Source organism: Stappia indica (assembly GCF_009789575.1).
In the GTDB taxonomy this organism is placed as follows: domain Bacteria; phylum Pseudomonadota; class Alphaproteobacteria; order Rhizobiales; family Stappiaceae; genus Stappia; species Stappia indica_A.
Genome location: NZ_CP046908.1, coordinates 218,516 through 241,972 on the forward strand (window position 1 = coordinate 218,516; position 23,457 = coordinate 241,972).

At 69.5% G+C, this 23,457-nt stretch carries 21 protein-coding genes; 10 read left to right on the forward strand and 11 right to left on the reverse strand.

Going from position 1 to position 23,457, the window contains the following annotated elements; genetic code table 11:
* Nucleotides 1-2: 2 nt before the first annotated feature.
* On the reverse strand, nucleotides 3-1,508 hold the full coding sequence (locus GH266_RS01070; protein WP_158192244.1) for an alkaline phosphatase family protein: 1,506 nt from the start codon (nucleotides 1,506-1,508) through the stop codon (nucleotides 3-5).
* 112 nt (nucleotides 1,509-1,620) lie between these two features.
* Between GH266_RS01070 and GH266_RS01075 the strand changes: the two genes are divergently transcribed.
* Genes GH266_RS01075 through GH266_RS01085 form a run of 3 tightly spaced genes read left to right on the forward strand, consistent with a single transcriptional unit; the run spans nucleotide 1,621 to nucleotide 4,222 of the window.
* Nucleotides 1,621-2,892 (forward strand): alkaline phosphatase family protein, encoded by a 1,272-nt coding sequence (locus GH266_RS01075; protein ID WP_158192245.1) that lies wholly within the window; start codon nucleotides 1,621-1,623, stop codon nucleotides 2,890-2,892.
* Between the two features lie 46 nt (nucleotides 2,893-2,938).
* Nucleotides 2,939-3,820 (forward strand): Kelch repeat-containing protein, encoded by an 882-nt coding sequence (locus GH266_RS01080; protein WP_158192246.1) that lies wholly within the window; start codon nucleotides 2,939-2,941, stop codon nucleotides 3,818-3,820.
* Between the two features lie 27 nt (nucleotides 3,821-3,847).
* The gene (locus tag GH266_RS01085) at nucleotides 3,848-4,222 is read left to right on the forward strand and encodes a TfoX/Sxy family protein (RefSeq protein ID WP_158192247.1); all 375 of its coding nucleotides are present in this window, start codon (nucleotides 3,848-3,850) and stop codon (nucleotides 4,220-4,222) included.
* A gap of 17 nt (nucleotides 4,223-4,239) precedes the next feature.
* Here the strand turns inward: GH266_RS01085 and GH266_RS01090 are convergent, their stop codons facing one another.
* Nucleotides 4,240-5,466 carry a DegT/DnrJ/EryC1/StrS family aminotransferase gene (locus GH266_RS01090; protein WP_158192248.1) on the reverse strand — a complete coding sequence of 409 codons (1,227 nt, stop codon included), beginning with the start codon at nucleotides 5,464-5,466 and terminating at the stop codon, nucleotides 4,240-4,242.
* Nucleotides 5,467-5,569: 103 nt separating this feature from the next.
* Here GH266_RS01090 and GH266_RS01095 point away from each other — a divergent pair, with 103 nt between their 5' ends.
* Nucleotides 5,570-6,643: a Gfo/Idh/MocA family protein gene (locus GH266_RS01095; protein WP_158192249.1), complete on the forward strand. Its 1,074-nt coding sequence runs from the start codon at nucleotides 5,570-5,572 to the stop codon at nucleotides 6,641-6,643.
* Here the strand turns inward: GH266_RS01095 and GH266_RS01100 are convergent.
* Nucleotides 6,586-7,071: a helix-hairpin-helix domain-containing protein gene (locus GH266_RS01100; protein ID WP_158192250.1), complete on the reverse strand. Its 486-nt coding sequence runs from the start codon at nucleotides 7,069-7,071 to the stop codon at nucleotides 6,586-6,588. The two genes, GH266_RS01095 and GH266_RS01100, sit on opposite strands and share 58 nt — an antisense overlap.
* A 167-nt stretch (nucleotides 7,072-7,238) precedes the next feature.
* Here GH266_RS01100 and GH266_RS01105 point away from each other — a divergent pair, with 167 nt between their 5' ends.
* From GH266_RS01105 to GH266_RS01125, 5 genes are all read left to right on the forward strand, one after another.
* Entirely contained in the window at nucleotides 7,239-9,425 is a 2,187-nt protein-coding gene (locus tag GH266_RS01105) for a beta-ketoacyl synthase N-terminal-like domain-containing protein (protein ID WP_158192251.1), read from the forward strand.
* Nucleotides 9,422-10,771 carry an aspartate aminotransferase family protein gene (locus tag GH266_RS01110; protein ID WP_158192252.1) on the forward strand — a complete coding sequence of 450 codons (1,350 nt, stop codon included), beginning with the start codon at nucleotides 9,422-9,424 and terminating at the stop codon, nucleotides 10,769-10,771. Before GH266_RS01105 ends, GH266_RS01110 begins: the two co-directional genes overlap by 4 nt.
* Nucleotides 10,772-10,777: 6 nt before the next feature.
* Nucleotides 10,778-12,535, forward strand: a complete 1,758-nt coding sequence (gene asnB / locus GH266_RS01115; RefSeq protein WP_158192253.1) for an asparagine synthase (glutamine-hydrolyzing) — start codon at nucleotides 10,778-10,780, stop codon at nucleotides 12,533-12,535.
* Between the two features lie 15 nt (nucleotides 12,536-12,550).
* A complete protein-coding gene (locus tag GH266_RS01120) occupies nucleotides 12,551-13,129 on the forward strand; it encodes a sulfotransferase family protein (protein ID WP_158192254.1) in 579 nt (192 codons plus the stop codon).
* A 276-nt stretch (nucleotides 13,130-13,405) separates the two neighbouring features.
* Entirely contained in the window at nucleotides 13,406-14,197 is a 792-nt protein-coding gene (locus GH266_RS01125; RefSeq protein WP_158192255.1) for an alpha/beta fold hydrolase, read from the forward strand.
* A gap of 98 nt (nucleotides 14,198-14,295) precedes the next feature.
* On the opposite strand, the gene GH266_RS01130 is transcribed toward GH266_RS01125, so the two are convergent.
* The 7 genes from GH266_RS01130 to GH266_RS01160 form a co-directional block, all read right to left on the reverse strand.
* Nucleotides 14,296-14,925 (reverse strand): HAD family hydrolase, encoded by a 630-nt coding sequence (locus GH266_RS01130; RefSeq protein WP_158192256.1) that lies wholly within the window; start codon nucleotides 14,923-14,925, stop codon nucleotides 14,296-14,298.
* A gap of 92 nt (nucleotides 14,926-15,017) precedes the next feature.
* Complete coding sequence (locus tag GH266_RS23320; protein WP_158192257.1) at nucleotides 15,018-15,452, reverse strand: DUF1801 domain-containing protein; 435 nt, start codon at nucleotides 15,450-15,452, stop codon at nucleotides 15,018-15,020.
* Nucleotides 15,449-15,682, reverse strand: a complete 234-nt coding sequence (locus tag GH266_RS23405) for a hypothetical protein (protein ID WP_158192258.1) — start codon at nucleotides 15,680-15,682, stop codon at nucleotides 15,449-15,451. The genes GH266_RS23320 and GH266_RS23405 overlap by 4 nt, the downstream gene beginning before the upstream one ends.
* Before the next feature lie 53 nt (nucleotides 15,683-15,735).
* Entirely contained in the window at nucleotides 15,736-16,146 is a 411-nt protein-coding gene (locus GH266_RS01145; protein WP_158192259.1) for an SRPBCC family protein, read from the reverse strand.
* Complete coding sequence (locus GH266_RS01150) at nucleotides 16,143-16,502, reverse strand: ArsR/SmtB family transcription factor (protein ID WP_158192260.1); 360 nt, start codon at nucleotides 16,500-16,502, stop codon at nucleotides 16,143-16,145. Before GH266_RS01150 ends, GH266_RS01145 begins: the two co-directional genes overlap by 4 nt.
* Nucleotides 16,503-16,589: 87 nt before the next feature.
* Entirely contained in the window at nucleotides 16,590-19,331 is a 2,742-nt protein-coding gene (locus GH266_RS01155; RefSeq protein ID WP_425329556.1) for an HAD-IC family P-type ATPase, read from the reverse strand.
* A gap of 173 nt (nucleotides 19,332-19,504) precedes the next feature.
* Complete coding sequence (locus tag GH266_RS01160) at nucleotides 19,505-20,917, reverse strand: metal-dependent hydrolase family protein (RefSeq protein ID WP_158192262.1); 1,413 nt, start codon at nucleotides 20,915-20,917, stop codon at nucleotides 19,505-19,507.
* Nucleotides 20,918-21,353: 436 nt separating this feature from the next.
* Here GH266_RS01160 and GH266_RS01165 point away from each other — a divergent pair, with 436 nt between their 5' ends.
* Nucleotides 21,354-22,163, forward strand: a complete 810-nt coding sequence (locus GH266_RS01165) for a porin family protein (RefSeq protein WP_158192263.1) — start codon at nucleotides 21,354-21,356, stop codon at nucleotides 22,161-22,163.
* Between the two features lie 12 nt (nucleotides 22,164-22,175).
* On the opposite strand, the gene GH266_RS01170 is transcribed toward GH266_RS01165, so the two are convergent.
* The gene (locus GH266_RS01170) at nucleotides 22,176-23,285 is read right to left on the reverse strand and encodes a fatty acid desaturase (protein WP_158192264.1); all 1,110 of its coding nucleotides are present in this window, start codon (nucleotides 23,283-23,285) and stop codon (nucleotides 22,176-22,178) included.
* Between the last annotated feature and the right edge of the window lie 172 nt (nucleotides 23,286-23,457).

Below are 23,457 nucleotides of genomic sequence, written 5' to 3' on the forward strand. Positions count from 1 at the left end.
CATCACAGATAGCCGAGCTGCGCGAGCCGCCGCTCGATCTCGACCTGATGCGCGCCGATTGCCGCCGAGGCCGGGCTGCGGGCAAGGCGCTGCGCCGGTTCGCAGGCGATGCGCGGCGCATCGAGGGCAAGGCTCCGGCCGTCGAGATCCGCCTGCGCCGGCAGGCCGAGATGGGCGAGCACGGTCGGCGCCACGTCCTCGACGCGGGCCGCCCGGTTTTCCAGGGCCAGCCCTCGCGCGAACAGGATGCCGTCCTCGCGGTGGATGCCGGCCTGCGCCGGGGCGTCGAAGACCGGCCCCTGAAGATCCGGGGCCGGCATCGCGTCCCAGCGGCCCGGCATCAGGATCAGGTCGGGCGCGTCCGCAAGGCGGTGACCGCGATAGACCTGCCGGCGCGGCAGCACCTCGAACGGGCGGTCGCCGTCGAGCGACAGATCGCCAAGGACGGCCTCGACCTCGCGTATCACCGCTCCGGCCTCCGTGTCCGAGACGATGCCCTGCCGCTGCCGTCCGGCGCGGTTGAGCGTGATGCCGTAGCAGCCGGGCGCCGGCATGAAGGCGCGGGTGCGGGAAAAGTCGACCTCCCGGTTGGGCGCGGCGGCGCGGAACCAGCTCGCCGACAGCGCCTGCTCCACATCGGAGAAATGCGGCTTGCGGCCGTTCGCCGCGACGGGGGCCTCCGCCGGCTGCGTCGCCAGCAGCCCGGCCTCCGCCAGCAAGGCGTTGACGTTGATCTTGTGCCGGCAGACCCCGAAACCGTGATCGGAGACCACAAGGACGGCGACGTCGTCATCGATGGCCGCGAGCAGCCGGCCGAGCGCAGCATCCATGTGATCGTAGATCGCGTTGACCTCGTCTGCCGGGGCCTCCTCCCCGCCCCAATAGCAGTGCGAGACCCGGTCGAGCTCTGTGAACACCGCGAACAGCGCATCGACCGGACGGGCGTCCATCAGATAGAGCAGCGTGTCGACCTTGGCGTCGATCAACGCGCGCGCCGTCTCCAGGTAGCTCTCGTCCTCCCGGTACATGGTCATCAGGTCGCTCTGGTAGTGCAGGCCGTGCTCTGCCAGTTCACCGATCAGGGAACGCGGCCAGGCGTAGCCGAGCGTCGGCGTCAGCGGCCAGGTCAGCATGTAGCCGTCCGCAATCGGCTCCGGGGGATGCGACATCGGCACGTGGAACAGGCCGACCGACAAGCCATGGCGCTCGAGCGAGCGCCACAGCGGCTCGCGGCCGAAATCCGCCACCGTCGACAGGGCCGGACGGTAGCCCGGCGCCTGCAACTCCCAGAACTGGTAGACCCCGTGCTCGCCCGGCGAGACGCCGGTGAACAGGCTGGTCCAGCCCGGTGCGGTATGCGGAGGAAACGGTGTCAGCAGCGGCTGGGGCGAGCGGCCTGCGGCAAGCGAGCGGAACGTCGGCAGCCGACCCTGCTGAAGGCCGCGTGCGATCAGGGTATGGGAGGCACCGTCAATCCCGATCAGGACCAGTTTCGGCTTGGACTGCATCGCTCCCGCCTTTCCGATCGCAACTGCCGCGCGCAGCAGTTTACGTAGGGACAATAAAGCGATACAGCTGGGAATACAATTAAAAGTAACGGGGATAAGGGAATTGGTTCTCGTGGTTGCAATCGCCGAAGGCGCGGATCCCGGCCTGTTGCGCAGCACCAGGGGACGGGCCCTGTGTCCGTGGCTCACCGAAGCGCTCGGCACCGCCGCTGCGTGGGATCTCGACTGCGGCCCGGCGCCCTATGAGCCCTCGAACCTCGCCACCGCCTTCACGGGCCGCGGCCGCGGCCATCACGGCTGCTATTCCTACTGGAAGATCCGTTCGGAGGGCGGCGCACCGCCCGCTGTCCTGACCTCGTCCGACGTGCTCGTGCCGCGCCTGTGGGCCTGGCCGCAGCTTGCCGGCAAGCGCTTTGCGCTGGTCAATGTCCAGCTCACCTTCCCGCCCGAACCGCTGGACGGGGTCGTGCTCTCCTATCTGATGGCGCAGACGCTGCGCTACACCTGGCCCCGGGATCTGGTGCACGAGTTGAAGCGGCGTGGTCTGCGCTATGGCCACGACGTCTCGGTCTTCTATCGCGGCGAGCCGCCGGCCAGCTATTTCGCCGCGATCCTCAAGGTCGCCCGCTATCAGCTGGAGGCCGCATTGGCGCTCGGCGCCGAGCACGACGTGCTGATCGTCAACCTGACCATCGTCGACCGCCTGTCGCATTTCCTCTGGCACGAGGCGGACGCATCCGATGCCGATGCCGGCGCCGGCGAGGTTCCGCGGCTCTGGCTCGGCTATGCGTTTCTCGACGAGGCGCTGGCGCGGCTCGACCGCCTCGCGGGCGACGATCCGATGCTGGTGTTCTCGGAGATCGGCTTCGGGCCGCTCGACGGGTTCGAACGTCTCGACACCGCCCTTGCCGCGGGCGGCTTCTGCCGCATGGACGCCTCGGGCCATGTGGCGGAGGACGGGTGGGTCGCCCGCGAGGCGGTCCAGGGCAGTCACGGCATCCTGCTCAACGACGGCAGCCACGCCCTGCGCCAGGAGGTGGCCGACTGCCTGCGCGCGTCCCGCAACGCCGGCGGGCAACTGCTGATCGCCCGCGCCGACCCGCGCGAGGCGCTCTACGAGGGGCCGGCGGTCGCGCTTGCGCCCGATCTCGTCGTCACTCCCGCCGACCCGCGCCGCCCGCCGATGGGCGACCTGCGCTGGGCCGAGCATGTCAACCGCACCCTGCAGACCGGCTGGCACCGCGATGGGGGCTTTCTTTGCGTGAAACGGGCGAGGCCGGTTGCCGGTGCGGCCAGTCTGGAAGCCATCGCCCCGACCATCGCCGCGCTTGGCGGACGGGAGGCACCGGAGAATTGCGTTGCGCCGGTGGCGACGCGACTATAGCCACACCATGCGACCGGAGGGACACGCAGTGACGCATGAAAGCAGAGTGATAGGCCACCTTCCCCGTCCGCTCGGCGACATGCCGGGCGTTGTCCATGGCGACGCGCTTCTGGTGCTCGGCGGGGCCTCCGGCATGGAAAATCGCGACGAGATCCTCGCCGTCTCCGCCGACGGGACGGTGCGCGAGGTCGGGCGCCTGCCCGAGCCCCTGCGCGGCCACCAGGCGGTCAGGATCGGCTCCGCCGCCATCGTCATCGGCGGGTTCACCGGCGAGACCGTCGCGACCGGGTTCCGGCTCGACCTCGAGAGTTTCGCGAGCCGGCCGATCGCACCGATGCCGCGCGGTTCGGCCTGGTTCACGGCCGCGGAGTCCGGCGGCCGGATCTATGTCGTCGGCGGCTTTTCGATCCCCGAGGGCTACTGGCCCGACATCGCCGTCTACGATCCGCAGGCGGATCGCTGGGAGGTCGTCGAGGATGGGTTCAGGGACGGCCCGTTTCCCAAGGCGATCCTGGGCAGCAACACCGTCGTTGCGGCCGGCGAACGGATCCTGTCCTTCGGCGGCGCCGACACGTTCGACGGCGGCACGATGCGCGCGAATGCGCTCGATGCCGCCGCCGCCTTCGATCCGGCCACACGCAGCTGGACGGCCCTGCCGGCAGGCATGGAGCCGCGCGAGGGCCTCGTCGGCGTCACCTATGGCGACAAGGCCTATCTCGTCGGCGGCATGCGCAACGCGCCCGAGCATTCCTCCCCGCTGGTCGAGGAGGTCGATCTGGCAACCGGTAGCGTCACGCCTTTCGCGACGCTGAAGGAAGGCCGCACGGCCGCCGCCTGCGGTGTTCTCGGCACAACGCTCGTCGTCGCCGGCGGCGTCACCGAGGGGGTAGCGAACATGACCGGGACGATCGAGGCAATCTCGCTGTAGGCGCCGATATCACAGGGAGATGCCGCCATGACCGATTGCGATCCGAACCAGCTCCAGCGGCTGGTGGAGACGACGCTGGGGCCGGAGGCGATGGACCACGGCCTGACCTTCCGGCCGATGTTCGGCGGCATCACCGCCTATACGATGGGCCGGAATTTCGCCTCGCTCTCCAATGTCGGGCTGGCGCTCAAGCTCGACCGGGCCGCGCGCGACGAACTCCTCGCCGTTCCGGGCGCAAGGCCGCTGCAATACGACCCCGGCGGACCGGTCAGCAAGAGTTCGGTCGTCGTGCCGGAGAGCTTTCACGAAGACACCGACGCCTTGCGCGGCTGGCTCCTGCGCAGCATCGACTACTGCCGCACCCTCAAGCTGCCGGCCAGGCGCAAGAAGCGCGAGAGCTGATCCCCTTCCCTGCCCGCTCACGCGGCAGCGGGATCGCGCAGCTGCTCGCCATGGCGAAGGATGCGTGCGAAGGCCTCGACGGTCTGGTCGATCAGCGCCTCCTCGCCCAGCAGCAGGCGGTGATGCAGCCAGATGCCGTTCGCGGCCAGGTCGGCGGAAACCGGGCTCGCCGGCAGGCGCGCGGGATCTCCGCCCAGCCGCGCGAAATCGCCGGCAAAGTGCGGCACATCCTGAATTCGCGGATACATCCGATAGGCCGGCACGCCCTCGGCCACCAGCGCATCGACGATCCGCTGGCGCGGCAGCCCGCCGAAGGCCGCCTCGTCGATCGCCATCACCGCCATGTACCAGGAATGGCGGTCGACATCGGCGGCGACCGTCTGCAGCCGCACGCCGTTGAGCGAGGCCAGTCCGGCGCGCAGGCGCCGGGCGCGAGCCTCGCGCAGCGCCGCACGCTCCTCCAGCCGGTCGAGCTGGCATTGCAGCAACGCGCCCTGAAACTCCGTCATCCGCATGTTGCTGCCGAGCACGAGATGGGCATAGGTGCGGTCGCCGTCCGGCCGGCCGCAATGCGACACCAGCCGTGCCCGCCGCGCCAGATCTTCGTCATTGGCAAGCAGCATGCCGCCCTCGCCGGCCGTCATCAGCTTGAAATTCTGGAAACTGTAGGCGGAAAAGGCGCCGAAGCTGCCGGCCGGTCGGCCGTTGCGCGCGGCGCCATGGGCATGGGCAGCGTCCTCGACGACCGCGATGCCGGCCTCGTCCGCCAGGGCCATGATCGCGTCCATGTCGGCGACATGGCCGGCGAAATGCACCGGCACCACCGCCTTTGTAGCCGGGGTGAGCGCGGCGCGGATCGCGTCGGGAGAAATGCACCAGTCGTGCGGATCGACGTCCACCGGCACCGGCCTTGCTCCGACCAGCATCGCCGCCATGCCCGTTGCGACAAAGGTCATCGCCGGCACGATCACCTCGTCGCCCGCACCGATGCCGAGGGCCCGGAACGCCAGTTCCAGCGCATGCGTGCCATTGGTGCAGGCAATTGCGAAGCGGGTGCCATGCGCCCGGGCGAAACTTTCCTCGAAGCGGGTCACGGCCGAGCCGCCCTTCGACCACCACTGGTCGGTGCGCAGCACCTGGAGGATCGCCTCCTCCTGCGCCGGGTCCTGCGGAGGCCAGGCCGGAAGCGGTCCGGCAAGTGCCGGCTGTCCTCCGAGCATGGCCGGCAAGGCTGATCCGCTCATCCGCATACCCCTCCCCGGGCAGAGCCCGATGACGCTGCAAACCTCACCCATGAAACCACCCGCCCTCCACAACGTCAAATTGATTTGACGGAACCTGGCAACCATGAAGACTGGTGCGGCAGACGGCGGGGGCGCGATGGAGACCGGGGGCGACGTGGTGATGGTCGGGGCGGGTTGGATCGCCCGGCAGGGATACCTGCCGGCGTTCGCCCGGCTCGGCTGGCGCGCGACATGCTTCGACACCGGAGACGACCCTGCCGGGCGCGCCGCGCTCGGCCAGGCGATCGACCTTGCCCGGCGGTCCGGCGCCGCTCCGCTCTGCATCGTCGCGACGCCGAATGCCAGCCACCTGGCGCTGGCCGGCGCATTTCTCGCCACCGGTTGCCGGGTGCTGGTGGAAAAGCCCGCCTGCCTGCCATGGGAGGTGGAGACCGCCGCCGCTGCCGCCCTGCCGCTCGAACGGCTGTTCGTCTCGACGCCGTTCCGCTTCCGGCCCGATGTCGTGCGGCTGATCGAGGCTGTGGCGGAGGGGACGGTCGGCGAGATCCGTTCGGTCGAGGCGACCTGGCGACGCCGCTCCGGCATCCCGCGGCCCGGCTCCTGGTACACCGCGCGCAGGCTGTCGGGCGGCGGCGTACTTGCGGACCTGGGGCCGCACCTTCTCGATACGGCGATGACATTGCTCGGCTGGCCGGAAATGACCGTGCTCGCCGCGCGGTTGACGGCGGCGGCGGACGCCCAGACCGATGGCGGTGCCAGCACCTGGATGGCGGCGGGCGCGGCCGACGACCTGCCCCTCGACGTGGAGATCGCCGCCGATGCGTCGTGGCGCGACGCGCGCGGGCGGGACCTGCGCCTGCACGCCAGCTGGCATGACGATGTTGCCGCCGACGCCACCGTGATCGAGGTCGCGGGAACGCGCGGCAGGCTGCGCCTCGACACGCTGTTCGGCTTCGCGCCGGGGCCTTCGCTTGGCCGCTTGTCGGGCACGGTCGACGCCTCGATCCCGCTCCGGCGCCAGCCATCGGCCGACTTCGCGAGGATGCTCCGTCTTGTGCAGCAAGGCCGTGCGGCAACCGGCGCACAGGGCCTTGCGGTCATGCGCCTGATTGCCGGTGCCTATGACCGCGGCGGGGTCGTCTCGCCCGGCACGGCGGCGACCGACGTGCCGCGATAGGGCAGCCAGTACCACCAGTTCCGCGCCTCGGCCGGCAGGTCGGGGTCGCGCACCTGGGCGACCGCGCAGCGGAACACGTCCTCGACGCAAGGATCCACCGGCCTGCCGACGCGGGCGGTGAACGCCATGTACATCTCGGCCGGATCCGCCTTGGCCAGGTCGTCGAAGGAGCGGTAGCCGAGCGCCCAGATATCGGCGGCGAGCGAGGGGCCGACCGAGCCGAGCGACTGGAACCGCGCCAGCGCGGAGAGCATCCGGCAGCGATCGAGCGGGATGCCGGTCTCGGCGGCAAACTGCTCCGGCGGCGTCCATGCGGTGTCGCGCAGCCGGATCCGCGCGCGCCGCAGCGCCGTCCGCTCCTGCGGCCGCAGCGGCAGTTGGGGCGCGGCCGTCTTGAAGGCGCGGGGATCCCGGGCAGGTGCGCTCATCTTCCGTCCAGACAGGGTTGGGTGTTCTGGACCTGCGATGCCGGCAGCATCGACGATCCGCCCGAATATACACGCAAAAGTATAAGGATGAAACTGTTGACCGCTCCGATTGTTTGCAGGATGATCCTTGCCTGAGGCTGCAACCCGTCTGACATGAGTGCGCCAACATGACCCGAGCGGTTGTCATTGCCGGCATGGGGGTGAACTGCTCGGCCGGGGCGACGCTTGCGGCGTTTCGCAGCTCCCTGCGGGAGGGACGGCACGGCCTGTCGCCGCTCGAGGGCATCCCGGTGTCGCGCAGCAACGCGACCGCCTCGCAGATCAAGTCCGTTTCCCCGACGCTTCCCGGCCGGCTGCGCCGCATCGCCCGCACGGCGATTTCCGAGGCGCTGGCCCATGCCGGCATCGCCGCCGGCAGCGACGAGGCCCGGCGCATGGGCCTGTATTTCGCCACCGTTTCCGGCGACGGCCACACCGCCGAGCGCCTGTTCGGCGAGGTGCCGGAACCGGCGGAAATGACACGCCGCCACCGCCTGGCGCTCGCGACCTTTCCCTCCGGCACGCTGGCCGACCGGCTCGCCCGCGACTTCGGCCTGGAGGGGCCGCGCCAGGTCAATTCCAACGCCTGCGCCTCCGGTCTCATCGCGCTGGCCGCCGCGACCTATGCGATCCGCACCGGGCGGATCGATGCGGCGGTGGTGTGCGGCGCCGACCAGTTGAAGCCCATCACCTATTGGGGCGCCGACAGGTCCGGCATCATCGGCCCGACCGTCCGCCCGTTCCACCGGCTGCGCAACGGCACCGTCTTCGGCGATGGCGCCGGTGCGGTGGTGATCGAGGCGGCGGAGCACGCGCTGGCGCGCGGCGCCCGTCCGCTCGCCGAGATCGCCGGCGTCGCGCTCGGCTGCTCCGACGATCCGCACGAGATCATCCCGCAGCTGGAGGGCAGCGGCATCGCCCGCTGCATCGCCGCGGCGCTGGCGGAAGCGGGCCTTGCGCCGCAGGACATCGGCTACATCAACTGCCATGCCAGCGGCACGGTCAACATCGACATCAGCGAATATGCGGCCATCCGCAAGGCGTTCGGTGCGGCCGCCGACGACATTCCCGTCAGCGCGACCAAGTCCTTCACCGGCCATCTGTCCTCCGCCTCGGCGATCATCGAGCTGGTCGTCGCCATCGACGCGGTCGCCACCGGCTACCTGCCGGAAACGCTCGGTCTCGACGATCCGGACCCCAAGCTGCCGCTGCGCCATGTTCCAAAGGGCGGGCTCCAAGCGCTGCCTCGCCCGGCCCTGTCGCTGTCGATGGGCGGGGGCGGCGTCAACACCGCCGCGGTGCTGAAGCCCTTGCCGGAGGCAGGCGCGCCTCCCCTCGGCGCTGCTGCCCCGCCCCGTGCGACACCGGCCGCCCCGCCGCGCCTGGTCGCCGCCCTCACCCTGTCCGGTGCCGCGCCGCGCTCCCTCGGCTCTCGCACCGGTGCCGGCCTCCACTGGCTGCCGCTTGCCGATCTCGACACCCTGTCCGGCGGCGAGGCCAATGCCCATTACAACCGCGCCGCGCGGCTGGCGCTCGCCGCGACGACGGGCCTCGTCGCGCGGACAGGCCTCTCGGAGGAGGAACTGCGGTCCGAGCGGCTCGCGCTGGTCGTCGCCACCGCGCTCGGCGGTACCGCCACCTGGAGCGACCTGCTCGCCCGCACCTATGCGATCAACCCCCGCCACATCACCCCCTCGATGGCCCTGTCGCACGGCGCCCATCTCGGCGCGACGCTGACGGCCCGCGCCTTCGGCATCGTCGGCCCCACCGTGACGCTGACCTGCGGCGAGACCAGCGGCCTCGCCGCCCTTGCGCTGGTCTGCGACATGATGGCGCTCGGGCTGATCGACCGGGCGCTCGTCTGCGGCGTCGACATTGCCGACGAGCCGACATGCCGCGCGCACCGGCTGCTCGGCATGCCGGACCTTGCCCCGCGCGATGCGGCGACGGCGATGCTCATCGAGGCACCGGGCATTGGCTCGAACCGTCCGGCCCTCGGCCGTCTCGCCGCGGTGGCCGAGACAAGCCGGGCCGTCGGTGCCGGCCGGCCCGGCGAGACGGCCGCGCAGGCATCGCTTGCCGCCGCGCGAGCCTGCACCAGCGTCGACCTCTCCCGTTGCCGCATCGTCGAGGCTGCTGCCTCCGGCGGCGACGGACCGCTCGCCGCCCTCGCCGCAGCCCTTGCCGAGACGCTGTCGGAATGCGGCGACGCGCCAGAGGAAGGAGCCGCGCCGCCGGCAACCCTGGCGCTCGTGGCGGCCGGGCGCGGCGGCGTCGGCGCAACGGCGATCCTGCAGCACGGAGGGTGGACGTGACCGGAGCGCCGCAGTGGCAGGACGCGGTCGCGCGCGGGCTCGATGCGGCCATCGCCGACTATCGTCGCGACAATCCCGGCTCTGCCCGCTACCGCGAGACGGCCGCCGACGTGCTGCCTGGCGGCGGCACCCGCTCTTCCTATCATTTCGCGCCCTTCCCGCTGGTGCTGGCTTGCGGGTCGGGCGACCGGGTGAGCGATGTCGACGGCCGGACGCGTCTCGACCTCAACGCCAATTTCGGCGTCAGCGTGCACGGGCACGGCTTCGCGCCGATCGTCGAGGCGGTGCGGGCGCAATCGGAACGCGGCTTCTGCTTCGCCGCGCCGAACCCGCTGGAGGCGGAGCTCGCGCGGCGCATCTGCGAGCGCGTGCCCTCCATCGAGCTGCTGCGCTTCACCTCGTCCGGCACGGAAGCGGTCATGGCCGCGCTGTCTGTCGCCCGCGCTTTTACCGGGCGCCGCCGGGTCGCCAAGCTGCATGGCGGCTATCACGGCTCCTCCGACTTCGGCACCGCCAACGGTCCGGGCAGCGCGCCGGACCTCGGCAGCAATTCCGCCCGGGCTGCAGCCGTGCCCGCCGACATTCTGCCGCTGTCGGTGGACGAGCCGGACCGGCTTGTCGCCAGCCTCCGCGAGGCGGCGGACGACCTCGCCGCCGTGGTGGTCGAACCGGTCCAGGGCGCCGCCGGCCTCATCCAGGTCCCGCCCGAGCTCCTCGCCCGCATCCGTTCGGTGACGCAGGAACTCGGCATCCTGCTGATCTTCGACGAGGTGATGATGTTCCGCATGCATCGCGGCGGGGTGCAGTCGATGCTGGGCCTGCGCCCGGACCTGACCGTGCTCGGCAAGCTGATCGGCGGCGGCCTGCCGGTCGGCGCATTCGGCGGGCGGGCCGACATCATGGGGCTGTTCGACCCGTTCCGCGAAGGAGCGATCCGCCTTGCCGGCACGTATAACGGCAATCCGATGACCATGGCCGCCGGCATCGCCTGCCTCGACGCGCTGGAGGAGGCCGACTTCACGCGGATGGATCACCTCGCGCAGGCACTTGCGGGCGCCGGCAACGCGGTCCTGGCGCGCCGCGTCGTCCCGGCCTCCATCGTCGCCGCCGGCGGCTTCTTCTGCCTGCATGCCCTTCCGCGCCCGGCGCGCTCGCACGCACAGTTGCTGCAGCAGGACCAGGCGCTGCACCGGCTGCTGCATCTGGGGCTGATCAACGAAGGGGTGCTGGTGACGCCGACCGGCATGGGCGTCGTGTCCACGCGCACCGGCCCGGCGGAGGTCGACGAGTTCGGCGCGGCGCTGGAGCGTGTCCTTGCGCGCTATCTCCGCCCGGCGCAGGCTTGAGGGACCATGTGCGGCATCACTGCCCTCTATCCACGGTCCGGCGCAGTCCCTCCGTCCGCGCCGGCGATCTCGGCCATGCTCGAGACGATGCGTCGGCGCGGGCCCGACCACAGCGGCATCGCGATTGCGGCATCGGGAGCGCTCGGCGCCGCCCGGCTGCGGATCCGCGACCCGGCCGCAACCGCCGACCAGCCCTTCGCCAATCACGACGCGACGCTGCGCATCGCCTTCAACGGCGAGATCTTCAACAACGACGCGCTTCGCAAGCGCCTGGGGCCGCCGCCGGGCGGCTGGCGCACCGGCTGCGACGTCGAGACCGTCCTTTCCGGCTACGAGGCGCTCGGCCCTGCAATCGTTGAGGAGCTTGAGGGCCAGTTCGCGTTCGCGATCCTCGACGACCGCAACCGCACGATGCTGGTCGCGCGCGACCCCTTCGGCATCTGCCCCTTGTTCCTGGCCGAGGTCGGCGATCTCGTCGTGGCCAGTTCCAGCCTGCGTGCGATCCTTGCCGGGTTTCCGGGCCGTTTTCGCCGGCCGGATCCGCTCGGCATTGCCGAGACGCTGCTGCTGCGCTTTCCGCTGGCGCCGAACACCGTCGTTGCCGGCATCCGCCAGCTGCCGCCCGGAGAGCTTGCCGTCTTCGACGGAGAACGGGAGCACCGCAGGCGCCATTGGAGCCTGCCGCAACCGGCGGCGCCGACGGGCGGCCAGGATGAAGAGGACCGGCTGGCCGAGTTGCTGGAGCATGCCGTTGCCGGCAACTGCCTGTCGGATGCTCCCGTCGGCCTCTTCCTGAGCGGGGGGCTTGATTCCGGCATCGTCGCCGCCCTTGCCGCGTCGCGGCTGGCCTCCGGCACGCCGGCCGCCACGCTGGCGTTTGCCGGACCCGACGGCGAAGGCGAGGCCGCGCGCGCCCTCGCAGCCCGCTTCGGCTACCGTTCGCATCTCGTCGACGTCGAGACGCTCGATCCGCACGCCCTGGTGGCCGACACGCTCGATGCCATGGACATGCCGCTTGGCGCCCGCGATGCACCGGCGGTCATGGCGATGGCCCGCGCGCTGCGCGAGGCGGAGCCCGCGGTCAAGGTGGTCCTCACCGGAACCGGTTCGGACGAACAGTTCGGCGGCTACAGAAACACCTATTTCGGCCCGGCCGAGGGCTCGCTGGAGCAGCAGATCTCCCATTTCATGGCCTGCTACTCGGCTATCGATCCGTCCCGGCGCGCCTCGGTTCTCGCTCTTGTCGGGCCGGATGCGGTCGCCGACATGACCGCCCGACTGGCCGCAACGCTTGCCGCGATGGCGCCCGGGCTCGCCTCCACCACGCCGGCACGCGTTCTCGATCTTCTCTACATGACCACCCACCTGCCCGGATGGGAGCTGGCGACAGCCGACATGATGTGCATGCATTGCTCGCTGGAGGCGCGGGTTCCGTTCCTAGACCGGCACCTCGTCGGCTTCAGCCTGACCCGCGCCGATCCGGACGCGCGCAACGGAGCTCCCGACAAGGCCCTGCTCCGGCGCACCGCCGCCCGCTGGCTCGGCGCCAAGGCCAGCGCCCGGCCCAAGCTTCCGCTCAGCCGGCCGCTCGCGGCCTGGATCGAGCGCGCAGCCCCCTGGCAAGGACAGCCCGCCGGTCCCCTCGCCGATCTCGGCCTCGATCCTTGCGCGCTCGCGCAGATGACGGGACCCGGCGCATCGTTCGACCTGCGCTGGCGGGTGCAGGTCCTCCAGCGCTGGCTCGACCGGCACCTTGCCGGCTGAGGGGGAGAGGAAGCGATGGCAGGACAGGCCCCGGACATCGTCATCGTCAGCGGCCTGCCGCGCTCCGGCACCTCGATGATGATGCGCATGCTTGCCGCCGGCGGTCTCGACCTGCTGGTGGACGAACAGCGGCAACCGGACAGTCACAACCCCTACGGCTATTTCGAGTTCGCTCCCGTCCGCCGGATAGCCATCGACCATGCGTGGCTCGACCAGGCCCGGGGCAAGGCCGTGAAGGTCGTCGTTCCCCTGTTGATGCGCCTGCCCGCACGCGCCCGCTGCAAGGTGGTGCTCATGCACCGCGATCTCGAGGCGACGGCCCGCTCGCAAGGCCGGATGATCGCGGCCGCCGGCGGCGATCCGGGCGCCCCTGAAGACTGGACGGCCCCTCTTGCGGCTCTCCAGCAAGAGGCGCAGGACTGGTGCGCACGCCTCGGCCCGGGGCGGACCCTGGCGGTTTCCTACGAGGACTGCCTCCGCGATCCGCCGGCTGCGGCCGGCCGCGTCGCCGCGTTCGTTGCCCCCGATCTTCCCTTCCCTCCCGACACCGCCGCTATGGCCGCCGCCGTTGCTCTGCCCCGCCCTTCTGTCTGAATCTCGCCCTGCTCCTCTGCGCCGGCCCTAGGCATTTCTACCTCTACGGAAGCGGGAGAAGCAAAAACAATACATCTTTATGTTGCTTACCTGGCGAGATCGGCGCACCATATGGTTGCCAGCGCATCCGCTCGCATTATTGGGTTGTATTTTTCTGCTTGCCGCGTTGCACGCTCAGGCGTGGCGTCGTGTCGGTCCGGATCGAGATGGATCCGGCCAGAGCGCCATCTTTTCGCCTCGACACATCAGTGGACCAGCTTGAAAAGGGAGATCACCATGCCTTCCGTTGAACTTGCAGAATCCCGAAATGCCAAGATCCAGGTGCGCCTGACGGCCGACAGGGGCACCATACCGCGCATCGTCATGGCCGCCTGTGGCGGAGAGGACATGCTCGCGCGTGTCTCTTATCCGATCGCCGAGATGCAACAGCGCGGCTTCGGCAAGAGTGTCATCGAAGACCGCAGCGTCAAGGACTTCTCTCTCAAGGACTACATGGCCGACTTCGACGCAGCCATCAAGACGACGCGCGCCAAGTCGCCCGTTCTTCTGGGATATTCCCATGGCGGTTACTTCACGACGGCCTACGCGCTTCACAATCCGGGCGCGGTCTCCGCTCTCATCCTCGTCGAACCGGCGCTGTTCACCGAGCGCGCCGAACTCGAGCACCGTGCCGAGCTCGCGTCCAAGGGCGATAGCGACGGCGCCATCCAGGCGATGCTGAGCTATGTCGACCGGTCCGTCGGCCTCGACCGGTCGAAGTCGACCAAGATGTCGAAGGCCATCGTCAGCGAATCCCAGAGCAGCGAGACGCTGGCCCAGGAGTTCCTGATCCGCGCCCGCAACCCGATCTCGAAGCGGGACCTGACCAAGCTGACGATGCCCGTGCTGCTGATCGGCGGCACGGAAAGCCGCGTCGCCGACTCGGTCGAGAAGGCTGCGGCGGTGATCCCCTATGCCAACGTCGCCTGGATCCGCGGCGCCGGGCATCTCGACCTGCTGTGGAACGGCAGCGCCGAGGTGGGCGCCAAGGTCTCGGCCGTCATCAACGGCTTCATGGAAACGCTCTGAACGGCGCTTCGCCAGCGGTGCCGGGGGCTCTCCCCGGCGCCGATTTTCAGCAAAAGCCCATTTTCAGCAAAAGACTGCCTGTCGGAGACGTTCTGCGCTCAGGATGTCTGCGCCATGCCGATCAGGTCGGCGACGTCGCGCGGACGGGACAGGAGCAGATCGCACGCCACCGGCCGCGCCCCGCCCCACAGCGCCAGGATCGCCGGAACCCGGGCTTGGCGCGCCGCCTCCATGTCCGTTGCAGTATCCCCGACAAATCCGTGGCACAGCGGTGCGCCGAGCCGGTCGAGGCACAGCAGCAAGGGGTCCGGCGCCGGCTTGCCCGGCCCTTCGTCGCCGGCGACCAGCGCATCCACATGGGCGATCAGGCCGCAACCGGCGAGCACCGACAGGGAGCGCGCGCGATCCTTGCCGGTCACCACGCCGATCAGGCAGCCGAGGCTCCGCAATCCGGCGAGCAACTCGGCAACGCCGTCGAGCGGCACCGCGAGGTGGTCGAGCCGGCGGGCATGGGTGCGAAACGTCTCGCCGAAACCCGCGGGCAAGTCGAGTTGCCGGGCGATGTCCTCGATCGGCCGGCCGAGGCGGTCACGGAAGCCGGAAACGAGTTCCTCGCCGTCGCGGCCGATCTCGGCGCAAGCGCCGACGAAGGCGGACCGCGCGACATCCCAACTGTCGATCAGGACCCCGTCGAGATCGAAAAGCAGACAATGACGCGCGCCCGGCATTGAGCGTCCCTACCCTTGCGTGTGCAATGGAGCTTGTGCGACTTTACTGCGAAATGCGGCGGGCACCAATGTCTATTTGCCCCGGCTCCGCCTCACCCGTTCCAGCCCGGCAGCCTTGCGGCCTGTTCGATCCAGCTTGCCAATTGCGCCTCGTCCGGCCCCTCGTCCTCGTGGATATGGACGTAGCGCGTCGCCTCGTCCTTGGAGGCGACGGGCGGCGGCGGCTCCAGCTGCGCACCGCGGAAGAAGGCGAGCTTGATGTATCTGTTGAAGCAGTGGACGCCGAGGAACCAGCCCTGCCCCTCCACGCCGTAGAGCGGCGAGTTCCATTTCACCGCCTTGCGCACGTCCGGCACGGTGCGCTCGACGAGCGCGTCCAGCTTGCGGCCCGCTTCTCTCTTCCAGCCCGGCATGGCCGCGATATAGGCCTGGACGGGCTCGTCGCCCTCGCCCTTGGCGATCTGCGGATTGCCGCCGGACAGCAGCCTGGGTTCCTTCGGCGCTCCGCGTTTTTCGGCGGCCCTCACGCCTGCTCCTGCAGGCCGCCCCCCTTTTGCCCGTCGCGCCGCGTCAGCCAGGGCCGGGCGAACAGCCACAGGCCGGTCAGCATCAAGGGGATCAGCGGCACCAGGGCCAGCACCCCCACCAGGACGGAGGGGGTGCCGGCAAGGTTCATGGCGATGTTGGCGAGCACGGCCAGGGTGAAGGCGAGCGACAGCCAGCGGTGGGTCTGGCGGATCCATCCGTTGCGGGTCATGGCAATCTCCAGGTTCGGGGGTAACGGTCCGGTTCAGGTCGCGGCGGAGCCTGTCACTCCATCCGCGCCAGCACCTCTTCCATCTTGTCGAGGAAATGCGGCCAGCCGGCCTTCGCGCCGCCGAAATAGCGCGGCTGGTCGCGGCGGAAGCCGGTCTGCTCCATCCGCAGCCGCGTCCCGCTGCCCGTCGGCGTCAGCGTCCAGGTGACGATGCTCTTCAGATCGTGATCGCCCCAGCTATAGGCGAGCAGGTGCGGCGGCTCGATGTCCAGCACCTCGCAGTCGACCGAGCCCCAGTCGGCGCGAAAGCCGAAACGGTGGCCGATGGCCGGGCGGAAATCGCCCTTCATCAGCCATTCCTCGATCAGGTGCGGTTCGGTCAAGGCGCGCCAGATCTTCTCCGGCGGGTGGGCGATATCGCGTTCCATCACCACCGACAGCGTGTCGTCCTGCGTCTGCGTCACTGATCCATCCTTCCAAGCAGGTCTTCCAGGGCATCGAACCGGGCTTCCCAGAAGCTGGTCATCCGCCGCGTCCAGTCGGCCAGCGGAGCAAGGGCCGTCGCATCGGCGCTGTAGTGGGTCTGTCGGCCCGCCTGGCGGTCGCGCACCAGTCCGGCCTGCTTCAGCACCGAAAGATGCTTGGAGACCGCCGGCTGCGACACTCCGGCCTGCGCCGTCAGCGCACCCACCGTCTGCTCGCCGTCGCGGCACAGGCGCTCGAAGAGCGCCCGCCGCGTCGGATCGGCGAGCGAACGGAACAGGATGCCCTGCGCAGTGTCTTGTGCGGTTTCTTGAGCGGCGTCTTGAGCGTGCGGCATGAACCCATAACTCCGTGGCTATGTATTTTCTCATAGCCGGATGGTTATGGATTCGTCAACCCCGCCCCGGTTGCCCCGTTCCCGTCTTCAGGTGTCCTCGCCGCCGTTGCGGCGGGCTACCAGCCGCAGCTGCTTCTCGATCTCGATCAGCGCGAAGAATACCGCGCCCACCGCAACGATCAGCACGCCGTCGAAAAGCGGCACGGCCGTGGTGCCGAAGATCGCCTGCAGCGGCGGCAGATAGGTGATGGCGAACTGCGCCAGCGTGATGACGATGACGCTGGCCCAGACCATCGGCGTGCCCTTCGCCGCCTTCCAGGTCAGCGACGTGCCGTAGATGTTGCGGATGAAGAACAGGTGGAAGATCTCCAGCACCACCAGCGTGTTCACCGCCATGGTGCGGGCCAGCTCCGGCGCATGGCCCCGGTCGACTGCATAGAAATAGATGCCGAAGACGGCAGCCAGGAACAGGCCCGAGACCAGCAGGATGTGCCACAGCAGCTCGCCGCCGAGGATCGGCTGGTGGCGCGGCCGCGGGTGGCGGCGCATCGTGTCCTCCTCGGTCGGCTCGAACGCCAGCGCAAGGCCGAGCGTGACCGCGGTGATCAGGTTGACCCACAGGATCTGCACCGCCGTGATCGGCAGCGCCATGCCGAGCAGCAACGCCAGGGCGACGGTCAACGCCTCGCCGCCGCTCGTCGGCAGGGTCCAGCTCAGCACCTTCTTGATGTTGTCGTAGACGGTTCGCCCCTCGCGCACGGCGGCGGCGATGGAGGCGAAATTGTCGTCGGCCAGCACCAGGTCGGCCGCCTCCTTCGCCGCCTCGCTGCCCTTGCGGCCCATGGCGATGCCCGCGTCCGCGCGCTTCAAGGCCGGCGCATCGTTGACGCCGTCGCCGGTCATCGCGACGGTCAGGCCATGCGCCTGCAGCGCGGTGACCAGCCGCAGCTTGTGCTCCGGGCTGGTGCGGGCGAAAATATCGGTCTCCACCACCTGCGCCGAAAGCTCCGCGTCGTCCATCGCGTCGAGATCGTTGCCCGTCAGCACCCGGTGCGGGTTCTTCAGGCCGATCTGCCGGCCGATGGCCGCTGCCGTGCCGGCATGGTCGCCGGTGATCATCTTCACCCGGATGCCGGCGCCGTGGCACTCGGCGACGGCGACGACCGCCTCGGGGCGCGGCGGGTCGATCAGCCCGACAAGGCCGAGAATGACGAGGCGCCCGGCCAGTTCCTCCTTGCGCAGCACGGCCGGATCGCCAGAGGGCTGCCCGTCCTCGTCGAGGGTCGCCAGCGCCAGCACCCGCTGGCCCTTCTGCGCGATCGCATCCATCTCCCGGGTCCAGAAGGCCTTGTCCAGCGGTTCGCTTCCCCCTTGCGGGGTCCGCTGGCCGGCGCACATCGCCAGCACCTGTTCTGGGGCGCCCTTGACATGCAGCTCCGTTCGGCCGTCGGGGCTGCGATGGCGCACGGCCATATAGCGATGCGCCGCATCGAAGGGTATTTCGGCAAGCCTTTGGTGATCGGCAAAGGGCGCGTGGCCCTCGCCCGAGATCTTGGCGGACAGCGCCATCAGCGCCCCTTCCATCGGGTCGCCCTCGGTGCGCCAGCCCTCGTCGTGCGGATGCAGCGCGGCGTCGTTGCACAGGGCGGCCGCGCGGGCGATCTCCATCAGGACGCCGTGCTCGCCTGCCGCGATATCCCGGTCGTCCAGCCGCAGCGTGCCGTCCGGCGAATAGCCCTCGCCGGTCACGGCAAACAGGTGCCGCGAGGTGGCGACGGTCGCCGCCAGCATCTCGTTGCGGGTCAGCGTGCCGGTCTTGTCGGAACAGATCACCGAGACGGAACCCAGCGTCTCGATCGCCGGCAGGCGGCGGACGATGGCGTTGCGCCGGGCCATTGCCTGCACGCCGACCGCCAGCGTGATGGTCAGCACCGCCGGCAGGCCTTCGGGGATCGCGGCGACCGACAGGCCGACGACGGCCATGAACAGCTCGCCGAAGGGCATGTGCACCACATAGTAGCCCCAGGCGAGCAGCAGCCCGGCGATCAGCAGGATCAGCAGCGTCAGCCAGCGGGCGAAACTGTCGAGCTGGCGGATCAGCGGCGTCGTCAGCGTCTCCACCGAGGACAGCAAGCCGCTGATGCGGCCGATCTGCGTGGTCCGGCCGGTGGCGACGGCAACGCCGCGCCCGGTACCGGCCGTGACCAGCGTGCCGCTATAGGCCATGCCGTGGCGGTCGCCGAGCGGCGCGTCGGCCGCCGCGGTCCGCGTTTCCTTTTCCGCCGGCACGGATTCGCCCGTCAGCAGCGCCTCATCGATCCGCAGGCCCGCCGCCTCCAGCAGCCGCAGGTCGGCCGGTACCCGCTGGCCCGCCTCCAGCAGCACGATGTCGCCGGGCACGATCTCAACGCTGGCGATGCCCTTGCGGCGCCCGTCGCGCAGCACCGAACTGTGCGGCGCCAGCATGTCGCGGATCGCGTCCATCGCCTGTTCGGCGCGCCCTTCCTGGATGAAGCCGATCACCGCATTGACGATGACGACCGCCACGATGACGCCGGTATCGACATAGTGGCCGAGCAGCGCGGTGACGGCCGCCGCCCCGATCAGCACATAGATCAGGACATTGTGGAACTGGCTGAGCAGCCGGATCAGCGGGCCCCGGCGCGGTGCTTCCGGCAGCCGGTTCTCGCCATATGTCGCCAGCCGGCAGGCAGCCTCCTCGTCGGAAAGACCGGATGGCGCGGCATCGAGCGCGGCCAGCACCTCGCCCCCCTCGCGCGCATGGGCATCAAGGACATCGCGCTCGCTGGTCGGGGTCATGTCATGCATCCGTGATCTCGGGGGCGAGAAACGATCCGGCCCCAATCTGGCCTCCCGAACAGCCAGGTCCTAGTCCGGGAAACACCTAGGAGCAGGTCTGCGCGTGTGCAGAAACCCGCAGCAGGTCCTTGCACCTGGCCGGCCACTTGAGACCCTCCGTACCTGAATGCGTTCTTCGCGCGCTACAGGCTGGAGCGGAACACCTCGCCGCCCTTCATGATCAGCCGCAGCGACGTGTCCGGCGTTCCCAGGAACGACAGATCCGTCTCGGGTTCGCCATCGACCACCAGCAGGTCTGCGAGCGCGCCCGGCGCCACGACGCCGACCGGCGCGCGGTAGGGATTGCGCTCGCCCGACATGGCAAGCAGCTCGCCGGCGCGCCCGGTCGCCGCACGCAGCGCCTCCAGCGGGCTCATGAACCGGGTGAGCTTGGCCAGCTGGCGCCCCTGCGAGGCCGCGTTTCCGGGGCTCATCAGCACATCGGTGCCGAAGACGGAGCGCACCCCCAGCTCGCGCGCCATCGCATAGGCCCCCACGGTCCCTTCCGAGACCCGTTGCTGGTCGGCGCGCATGCGCGGATCGGCGTAGACATTGGCGTCCTCGTCGGTGAGGAAGGGCTGCAACGACCACCAGATGCCTTCGTCGGCCATCATCGCGATGGTCTCCTCGTCGGCGAGCTGGCCGTGCTCGATGCAGCGCACGCCGGCGCGGATGGCGCGCTGGATGCCCTTCGGCGTGTAGACGTGAACGCAGACATAGGTGCCCCAGTCCGACGCGGCGTCGACGCCGGCGCGCAGCTCCGCCTCGGTGAACTGGGTGCTGTCGAGCGGGTCGTAGGCGGACGACACGCCGCCGCCGGCCATCATCTTGATCTGGCTGGCGCCGCGCATCAGCTGCTCGCGAACCCGGCGCAGCACCTCGTCGACGCCGTCGGCGATCGCGGTGACGCCGACCCGGTCGGGATAGCTCAGCGGATCGCGGTCGGCCCTCGGCAGGTCGTTGAGCATGCGGAAATCGCCATGCCCCGAGGTCTGCGAGACCAGGGCGCCGGAGGGAAAGATCCTCGGTCCGGCGACGACGCCTTCATCGATCGCCCGCTTGAGCGCGAAGGCGGGTCCGCCGACGTCGCGCACGGTGGTGAAGCCGCGCAACAGCGTGGCCCCGGCCTCGCGCGCGGCCAGAAGGTGCACATAGGCGATGTCGCCGGTAAGCGCCGTGACCTGCGAAACGCTGACCAGCGTCGAATGCCAGTGGCAGTCGATCAGCCCGGGCATGGCGACGCGGCCGCCGCAATCGAGCCGGGTCGCCTCGGCCGGCCCCTGGCCTTTCGGCGGCAGGGCCGAGATGACGCCGTTCTCGATCAGGATGTCGACATCGTCGCGGATGCTCAGCTCCTGCCCGTCGAAGAGCCGCAGATTGGTGAGGAGCAGCGGCCGGCCCGGCTCGCCCGTCTGGGCGCGCGAGGGAGCAAGACCGAAACCGGCGAACAGGCCTACGACCGCCGCGGCACCGCCGATCAACTCCCGGCGCGACAGATCCGCCTCGATCCGGCGATAGGCGGCAAGCGTCTGCGGCGCGCCGCAGCGACAGGCCATGGGAAGCCCGTCCTGATGTGGGGTCCCCGTGAAACAACAGGCGCACAGAAGCATCACATACCTCGCTGGACATGCCGGAACGCATGCCATTGTGGGTCGCGTTCGACAGGACTGTCAAACCACAGCGAAGACTATCGTCAGTTTCAACAATAGACGTTCTGATATGACGAAATATTCAAGGTAAACGCGGCCCGTGAAACCGGCATGACAACTGGATGAAAGCGTAAGAAAATGGCTCTTCTCAAACTTTCCCAGCAGCCGGAAACTGGCACTCTTCCGGGTACAACGGCAACACAGGATGCCAAATTGCCGCCTGGGCAATTGACGCTTGGAGCTGCGGGGCAGTAGCGTTCAAGTCGCCTGTGCAGCACACCCGTGCTGCGGACTGGATCGCACGCGTTGCAAGGATCACGCGTTGCAAGCAAGGAGCGGCCCCATGGTCGACGGATCTGAGGGCTCGACGCCCACATTCAGCCGACGAATCGCCCGTCGGGCGCGGGTCCTTGCCGCCCTTGTGCCGGCGCTGCTCGTTTCGGCCCAGTTGCTGGCGCGCCCTGCCCATGCCGAGGACGGCTGGCGCTTCCAGGTCACGCCTTATGCCTGGGCGCCCTCCCTGTCGGGCAGCATCCGGCCGCGCCCGTTCCTGCCGACGGCCTCCTTCGACCGCCGCTTCAGCGACATCCTCGAAAATCTCGACGGCGCCTTCTTCCTCACCGGCACGGCCCGCTACGACCGCTTCGTGATCTTCGGCGATTTCACCTGGTCGGCCGTTACCGAGCAGGACCGGATCGCCCTGCCCTTCGCACCCTTCGGCTTCGATGTGCACGGCCAGGTGCGGCAACTCTCGGCGACGCTCGCCGGCGGTTATTCCGTGGTCGACCGGCCCGAGTTCACGCTCGACCTGCTGGCCGGCGTCCGCCTGTGGCATATCGATGCCAGCGTCAATATCCGCGGCACCGGCCTTGCCGCCAGCAAGAGCGACACCTGGGCCGATCCGGTGCTGGCCGCACGGGCGCGGTGGCAATTCGCGCCCGACTGGTCGGTCATTGCCCTTGCGGATGTCGGCGGCTTCGGGGTTGGCTCTGAGGTCACCTGGCAGGCGGTCGGCACGCTCAACTACCGGATCAACGATCGCGTCTTCCTGTCGGCCGGCTACCGGCACATGGCCTTCGACTATGATCGCGGCGGCATGAAGCTCGACATCGACATGAGCGGCCCGCTGGCCGGCGTCACCTTCCGGTTCTGAAGGCCCGCCGGGTCAGGATGCGCCCGCCCGCGGGCAGCGCAGGTCCTGGTTCTCGCCTTGCTGCGGATTGCGCCGCGAGGTGGCGAAATCGCGCCGCACATGGTCCCACCAACAGCCGAGATAGGAGCGGTCCGAGCGTGCCGTGAAGGCCTCCGGCGCCGTCTTCGTCAGCTCCGGCAGCCGCGTCCAGGGCACGTTCGGGAACGTGTGGTGCTCGTTGTGATAGCCGGTGTTGAAGAACAGCCGGTTGACCCAGCCATAGGTGGAGCGCGTCGGCACCTCGTCGTCGTCGCCCGGATGCTCGCTCAAGGACTGGCCGAGATTCGAGATGCCGCACTTGCCCAGAAAGATCGACAGCGCCCAGTTGTGATAGAGCCAGCCGAGCCAGCCGAAGGCCGCCAGCAGCACCAGGTTGACGCCGATGGACCAGCCGATGAACAGCCGCCGCTGCCATGCGGGCGCGCGGGTCGAGCCGATATGGCGCTGGCGGTCGCGCGACACCCGGCCCGTCAGCCGCTCGTAGAGCCGCGGGAAGATCTCGTCCGAGATGATGAAGCCGAACGGCAGCAGGTGGACGACCAGCGTTGCCACCGTCAGCACCCGCTGCAGGCGCGGCCGCCCTTCCACCAGCATTTCCCGTGCCTTGAAGGCGCACAGGTCCTCGTGTTCGTAGTCGCGCTCGTAGTCGCCGATATAGGGGTGATGGCTCGACAGGTGCTCGTGCTGGTAGGTCAGCTGCTTGCCGAACGAGCCGAGGATCGTCTCCAGCCCCAGGTCGAAGGCGAGCTTCGCCTTTTCGCCGCGAAAGATCAGCCGGTGCGCCGTCTCGTGCACCAGGGCGCCGGCCGCATGGATGACGAACTGGCCGATCAGGAAGGCGGCGAGGAACACCACCAGCAGGTTGCTGTCCGACACCGCCCAGGCAACGCCCCAATGCAGCGCCAGCAGCACGGGCACGAACAGCACGGTGCGCCAGTCCGGCCCGGCCAGCGTGCGCAGCTCCGGATGAGTGCGCAGGATGTCCTTGCGCATCTGCAGGTGGCGGCGCGACTGCGGCGAGATCGGGCCATTGCCGCTCGTTGAAGCCTCGCTCGGGGACGGTGATGTGTCGATGCTGCTCATGGGGGCCGGAACGTAAGGGGCTGCCGAAGTGACTGGCAGCAAGCAGGCTGAGGGGCGAACAGTCAAACGGAATCTGCCACAATCCTGCCATCAGGAAAACTGACGCTGGCGCCGCGAGACTGCGAGGCCGAATGCCGGACGAACGATGGCGGTCGGTCGCAACTCATAAAAA